This is a genomic window from Streptomyces sp. SBT349 (assembly GCF_001083795.1).
Classification (GTDB): Bacteria; Actinomycetota; Actinomycetes; order Streptomycetales; family Streptomycetaceae; genus Streptomyces.
In genome coordinates this window covers 1-5,073 of sequence record NZ_LAVK01000448.1, presented here as the reverse complement: position 1 = coordinate 5,073, position 5,073 = coordinate 1, and the positions used below count along the sequence as shown (strand labels likewise).

General features: G+C 71.9%; 5 protein-coding genes and 1 riboswitch. Of the genes, 1 reads left to right on the top strand and 4 read right to left on the bottom strand.

Features of this window, described 5'->3' with window-relative positions; translation table 11 throughout:
• From ADY01_RS32475 to ADY01_RS32460, 4 genes are all read right to left on the bottom strand, one after another.
• Positions 1 to 472, bottom strand: a 472-nt coding sequence (locus tag ADY01_RS32475) for a TetR/AcrR family transcriptional regulator (RefSeq protein WP_049580328.1), incomplete at its 3' end; no start/stop codon positions are given.
• A gap of 5 nt (positions 473 to 477) precedes the next feature.
• Positions 478 to 1,419: an aldo/keto reductase gene (locus ADY01_RS32470; protein ID WP_049580327.1), complete on the bottom strand. Its 942-nt coding sequence runs from the start codon at positions 1,417 to 1,419 to the stop codon at positions 478 to 480.
• Between the two features lie 67 nt (positions 1,420 to 1,486).
• A complete protein-coding gene (locus ADY01_RS32465; RefSeq protein WP_078900802.1) occupies positions 1,487 to 2,608 on the bottom strand; it encodes a M23 family metallopeptidase in 1,122 nt (373 codons plus the stop codon).
• Positions 2,609 to 2,619: 11 nt separating this feature from the next.
• A riboswitch (cyclic di-AMP (ydaO/yuaA leader) is annotated at positions 2,620 to 2,789 on the bottom strand.
• Positions 2,790 to 3,004: 215 nt separating this feature from the next.
• The gene (locus ADY01_RS32460; RefSeq protein WP_049580326.1) at positions 3,005 to 3,505 is read right to left on the bottom strand and encodes a winged helix-turn-helix transcriptional regulator; all 501 of its coding nucleotides are present in this window, start codon (positions 3,503 to 3,505) and stop codon (positions 3,005 to 3,007) included.
• A 78-nt stretch (positions 3,506 to 3,583) separates the two neighbouring features.
• Between ADY01_RS32460 and ADY01_RS32455 the strand changes: the two genes are divergently transcribed.
• Positions 3,584 to 5,073 (top strand): MFS transporter (locus tag ADY01_RS32455; protein ID WP_199826365.1); only part of this gene is annotated, 1,490 nt, incomplete at its 3' end.

Below are 5,073 nucleotides of genomic sequence, written 5' to 3'. Positions count from 1 at the left end.
GGGTGGTGGTGGTCAGGGCGATGGCCGTGGCGAGGGGGAGGAGGTCGTCCGCCGTCAGGTCGGGGCGGATCGTGCCGGCGCGCTGGGCGTGGGTGAGCAGGGTGGTGGCCGTGGTGCGCATCGTCGTGTGCCATGCGGCGAAGGGGGTCGTGCCATCCTCGGGGGTGGCCAGGGCCAGGTCCCGTTTGGTGGCGACATGGGTGACGAACGCGCGGAGCCAGGTGAACAGGGCCTCGGCTGGTGGAAGTTCGGCCTGGAGGGTCGTGGCGAGGGTGCGGAGCTCCGCCACTTCGTCCGCGTAGACGGCGACGAGCAGGTCGCGGCGGGTGGGGAAGTGGCGGTACATCGTGGCGTTGCCGACGCCCGCGCGGCGGGCGATGTCGTCGAGGGGGGCCTGGTGGCCGCGTTCGGCGAAGACGTCCTTGGCCGCCGTGATCAGCAGATCGTAGTTGCGTTTGGCGTCGGCACGCATGTCGCTTACGCCGCCGCCGCGGTGAGGGTGGCGAGTTCGGCGTCGGTCAGGGTGAGGTCGGAGAGGGCGAGCAGCTCGGGGAGCTGGTCCAGGGTGCTGGCGCTGGCGATCGGCGCGGCGACCGTGGGGCGGGAGAGGAGCCAGGCCAGGGCGACGGTGGCCGGGGCCGCGGAGTGGGCGGCGGCGACCTCGTCCAGGGCGGCGAGGACCCGGCGGCCCCGCTCGGTCGCGAGGTGCTGGGCCGCGCCCCCGGCGCGCGCGCTGTTCACCTCGGTGCCGGGGCGGTACTTGCCGGTCAGGAAGCCGGAGGCCAGCGCCGGGTAGGGAATGGCGGCCAGGCCGAACTCCTCGGCGAGCGCGGCCCGTTCGCCCTCGTAGCTGTCGCGGGAGACCAGGTTGTAACGGGGCTGGATGGCGGCGTAACGGGCCGTGCCCGCGGCGAGGGAGAACTCCAGGGAGGCGCGCAGCCGTTCCGGGGTGATGTTGGAGACGGCGATCTCGCGGACCTTGCCCTCCCGCACCAGGTCGTCCAGCGCGGTCATGATCTCGGGGACCTCGACCGACTCGTCGTCGAAGTGCGTGTAGTACAGGTCGATGTGGTCGGTGCCCAGGCGGCGCAGCGACTCCTCGGCGGCGCGCTTGACGGTGGGCGCGGCCAGGCCGGTCAGCTCGGGGTGGCGGCCGACCTTGGTGGCGATGACGAACGCGTCGCGGTCGCCGCGGCGGGCCAGCCAGCGGCCGATGACGGCCTCGGACTCGCCGCCCTCGTTGCCGTCGACCCACGCGGAGTAGGAGTCGGCGGTGTCGATGAAGTTCCCCCCGGCGTCCGCGTAGGCGTCCAGGAGGGCGAACGAGGTGGGCTCGTCGGCCGTCCAGCCGAAAACGTTGCCGCCGAGGCAGAGCGGGGAGACCTGGAGCGTGCCGACCGGGCGTTTCTTGGCGTTCATGGGGTCAGCGTAAACCGGCGGCCCTGGCGTCGGGGGGAGCCGTCAGGGCCGCCGGAGCGGGTGGGGTCTAGATCGACACGCCCTTGTCACGCAGCCAGGCGAGGGGGTCGACCGCGTCCGTGCCGTTCGGCAGGACCTCCAGGTGGAGGTGGGGGCCGGTCGAGTTCCCCGTGGAGCCGACGCCGCCGATGGTGTCGCCGGTGGTGACCTCCTGGCCGGCGGAGACGCTCATCGAGGAGAGGTGGCAGTACCAGACCTCGGTGCCGTCCTCCAGCTCGATGATCACGCGGTAGCCGTAGGAGCCCGCCCAGGCGGCCTCCTTGACGGTGCCGGTGTGGACGTTCTTCACGGGGGTGCCCGCGGGGGCGGTGAAGTCGGTGCCGGTGTGGGTGGACTGCCACATCGGGCCGCTCTCGCCGAAGTAGGTGGAGATGCGGTAGTCGGAGAGCGGGAGGGCGTAGCTTTCGCGCAACTGCCGCAGCCGCTCCTCCTCTTCGCGCTGCCGGCGCTCCTCTTCCTCCTGGCGCCTGCGCTCCTCCTCGGCGGCGCGCTCGGCCTCGGCCGCGGCGGCGGCCTCCTCGGCGGCGTCGGCCTGGGCGGCCTCCAGGGCGGCGGTCCTGGCGTCGGCCTCGGCGCCCGCCTCCTGCTGGTCGGCCTGCTGGAGGATGCGGGCGCGCAGCGCCTCGCCGGCGTCGGTGTGCCCGGCGGCGATGTCGGTCTGGCTCATCCCGGCGGAGGTGAACGGGGCCGGGGCGGGGGCGGCTTCGGCGGTGTCCGGGGTGGCGAGCAGGCCGCCGAGGACCGGTATGGCCTTGACCTTCTCCGTGGCGGCGCCGACGCCCGGCACGTTCGCCGCGCCGTCCTCGTTGGCCGTGGCCATGCCGCCCGCGCCGACCGCCGCCATCACGCCGACACCGAGAACGGCCCTGCTGCGGGCGATGGTTCCGCCGCGCTGGCGGCCGACGCGGTGCCGGCCGCGGACCGGTCGCAGGGTCTCCTCGCTCGGGTTCCACTCGGTGTGGGGCTCGTCCGCCGCGGTCGCGGGGCCGTAGTAGGCCGGGTACGCGTCGCGTGCGTCGTAGCCGCGGGGGTCGAACCCGTTCACCGGGTCGAGCGCGTCGACCGAGCCGAGGGGGCGGAACGTGTCCTGAGGGGTGTCTTCGAGCGAGGCATGCCGGTTCGACGCCACGGAGGCGCTCTCCTTTCCTTCCTCTCGCCTACCGGGTTAGCTGACGGGTTCGGAGCAGGAAGGTCTCCTACGGGCGGCCGGCCACGGATGGCTGCCGGCAGTCCGATTCACCCCAATTGGTGGTTCCCCGGTTCCTTTGGTGCAGTTGTCTTGCACACGCCGGATTCGGCGATGGAGCACGGTGCCGTCCCTGTGCGACGGCGGTGACGACCGCGCTGCGTTATCGAACGTTAATAGACGCGGCCACCGGATTCCAAGTAGCTGCGGAAAATAAACGGGCCCTTGACCAGGATTTAAACCCTGCAAGTCCTGCAAATCAGGGCATAATTCCGGCCCGCTGTGCCGCATGTCGCATCTGACGGTACGTCAATTGTTATGCGGAGCGGTGCCGTTCGTCTACACACCGTGATCCCCGGCCGCCGCCTGTCTGGCGTCGTACGCGGCGCGGGCGGCGGCGACCTCCGCCTGGTGCCGCTCGGTCCAGGTCACCAGCGCCTGGATGGTGGCGTGCAGCGTGGAACCCAGCGGCGTGAGCGCGTAGTCCACGCGGGGCGGGACGGTGGGGTGAACGGTCCGGCTCACCAGGCCGTCGCGCTCCAGCTGGCGGAGGGTCTTGGTGAGCATGCGCTGGCTGATGCCGTCGACCTCGCGGCGCAGCTCGGTGAAGCGCAGGCCCTGGCAGTCGAGCAGCGCGATGACCAGCAGCGACCACTTGTCGGCGACGCGGTCGAGGATCTGCCTGACCTCGCAGTCCTCCCTGGTGTCCCACTGCCGCGCGTCGTAGGGGTAGTCCTCGACGCAGGGGGCGGGGGCGCCGGCGGTGTCGGCGGTGTCGGTGGCGGGGCCCGCCGTGGTACCCGCCGGGTGACCGAGGTACTTCGAAGTGCCTTCTTCCATGGGCGTTGATGGTTCCGCATGATGCTGTCAGTTACAAGTAAGAACCGTCTCTGACCTGTGGTTGAAGGGATTCTTGCCGTGTCCACACGTGCCTGGGGCATGCTGTTCGTCCTGTGCGGCGCCATCTTTCTCGAGGGCATCGACCTGGCCATGCTGAATGTGGCCCTGCCGTCCATCCGGGCCGATCTGGGGCTCTCGACGGGTGAGCTCCAGTGGGTGATGAGCGCCTATGTCCTCGGCTACGGCGGCTTCATGCTGCTGGGCGGGCGGGCCGCCGACCTGTTCGGCCGCCGCCGGATGTTCCTGACCTGGCTGACCGTCTTCCTGCTGTTCTCGGGCCTCGGCGGGCTGGCCGACGAGGCGTGGATGCTGATAGCCGCCCGGTTCATCACCGGCGTGGCCGCCGCGTTCATGACTCCGGCGGGGCTGTCGATCATCACCACGACGTTCCCCGAGGGGCCGCGCCGCAACCAGGCGCTGCTGGTCTACTCGGGGACCGCGGCCGGCGGGTTCTCGCTCGGTCTGGTGGTCGGCGGGCTGCTGACCTCGGTCGACTGGCGGTGGGTGTTCTTCGCGCCGGTCCTCCTCTCGCTGGTGATCCTGCTGGCGGCCCTGGCCCTGCTGCCCCGGACGGAGGAACGGGAGGTGGCCGAGGCTCCGGAGGGGCGCGCGCGCCGGCGCGGGATCGATGTGCTGGGCGCGTTCACCGTGACGGGCGCCATCCTGCTGCTGGTCGCCACCGTGGAACGCGCCACCCACACCGGCGCGGGCCGGACGGCGACCACCCTGGCGATCTCGCTGGCGCTGTTCGCGGCGTTCGTCGTCGTGGAGCGCCGCTCGGCGCATCCGCTGGTGCGGCTCGGCATCCTCCGTTCGGCGCCGCTGCTGCGGGCGAACGTCGGGGGGCTGATGGTCGCGGCGGCGTTCTTCTCGTTCCAGTTCATCGCCGTGCTCTACCTCCAGGAGCTGCGGGGCTGGTCCACGCTGGAGACGAGCTTCGCCATGCTGGTCCTCGGCATCGACGCGGTCCTGGCACCGCTGCTGACGCCGCGCCTGGTGAACCGTTACGGCAGTGCGCGGGTCACCCTCGGCGGGCTCGTCACGGCGGCGGTGGCGTACGCGCTCTTCCTGCCGATCGGGATGGACACGGTCTACCTGGCGATGTTCCCGACGATGCTGCTGATCGGGTGCTCCTTCGCGATGGTGTACGGGCCGCTGACGATCGCCGCCACGGACGGGATCGCGGAGGAGGAGCAGGGGCTCGCGGGGGCGCTGTTCTACACGTCGTTCCAGTTCGGCGCGGCGCTCGGGCTCTCGGCCGCCACCGCGGTCACCGCCGCGCTGGCCCCCGAGCACCCGCTGGTCGGAGACGTGGTGCCCGCCGCCTGGCCGGAGGGCACCGCCGCGGCGTGGACCGGCGGGCACGCGACGCCCGCCGAGGCGGGCGCGTCCTACCGCAAGCAGGCAGCCGCCAAGTCCGAGGGCGAGCGGCAGGCCGAGGCGAAGGAGAAGAACGGCGGCTTCAACGGGGCCTACGCGACCAACCCGGTCAACCGCGGGCGGGATCC

Coding starts and splice junctions, on each gene's coding strand:
- ADY01_RS32470 (WP_049580327.1), bottom strand. CDS start 1,419: ATGAACGCCAAGAAACGCCCGGTCGGCACGCTCCAGGTCTCCCCGCTC.
- ADY01_RS32460 (WP_049580326.1), bottom strand. CDS start 3,505: ATGGAAGAAGGCACTTCGAAGTACCTCGGTCACCCGGCGGGTACCACG.